1 protein-coding gene is annotated in these 1018 nt (G+C 39.8%); it reads right to left on the reverse strand.

Annotated features, from left to right (window positions below; translation table 11 throughout):
• Nucleotides 1-881, reverse strand: an 881-nt coding sequence (locus ACFIKE_RS11325; protein ID WP_375650041.1) for a DEAD/DEAH box helicase family protein, incomplete at its 3' end; no start/stop codon positions are given.
• Nucleotides 882-1018 lie beyond the last annotated feature (137 nt).

The raw sequence follows: 1018 nt of genomic DNA on the forward strand, positions 1-1018 counted from the left end.
GCAAGGGCTTGGGCATCCGTGGTAGCAGGGAGAACAAGATCTGATGTTTCCATGCCAACAATATCATCTTGGTTTTTACGACGCTTGCCTACTTTCGTATCAGAACACACGGCAAAGGAACGCAACGGGACTTGTGCATCGGCTGTCCATTCACGGATCGTTTGTGAGACTAAAGCCAGAGAAGGTACCAGAAACAAAACACGCTTGCCTTTTCCTGCTATGTGTTCTGCTATCTTAAGGCTAGTGAAAGTCTTGCCCGTTCCACATGCCATAATAAGCTTGCCACGGTCTGCTTCTTTTAAACCTTCACAGACTTTCTTGATGGCTTCTTCTTGATGGGGACGAGGCTCTTTTGTTGATTTCAGAACAACTTTTTTTTTCGTTGCAAATATTTGCCAGTCTATACGACTGTTTTCCATATGACGAAGATCAATGCGATAAACGGGTATCGCTTGTCCTTTAATCATGGCATTCACATTGTCACTTAATTCCACTTCCGTACTATCAACGAGAAGACGATATTTAAAGATATCTTTTCCAGATGCCGCGATAAAACTATCAATATCCTTTTTACTGATCTGATGGTCTGCTTGATAAAACTTACATTGAATAGCGACATAGCCCTCTTGATGACGAAGCTTGGCAACCAGATCAATGCCGATATCATTTTTATTCCAGTCTTCACGCTCTTCAGCCCATTCATAATAGGTTTCTACCTTTTCATATCGTCCATAATGGAGAGGGTCATGCATAAGATAAGCCATGACAAGGTTTTCAAACATGGTTCCTAATTCACGGGGTGATTTTGCTCGTTGACGATAATATTCCAACAGAGAGCGTAAAGTGACATGTTCATTATCAGACTTAATAGATTGAAGCATAAAGAATAGACTCCATGGCAATATATTCTATTGATTAATTCTCTTCAAAAGAATCGAAATGAAGTCAATTAAATCCATTTAGGATAAATAGCGAGTATCAGAAGAGGTAAAGTCATTCAAAAGCGGATAAATTTTTT

The sequence above is a fragment of the Bartonella sp. MU70NMGDW genome (assembly GCF_042194085.1).
Classification (GTDB): domain Bacteria; phylum Pseudomonadota; class Alphaproteobacteria; order Rhizobiales; family Rhizobiaceae; genus Bartonella; species Bartonella grahamii.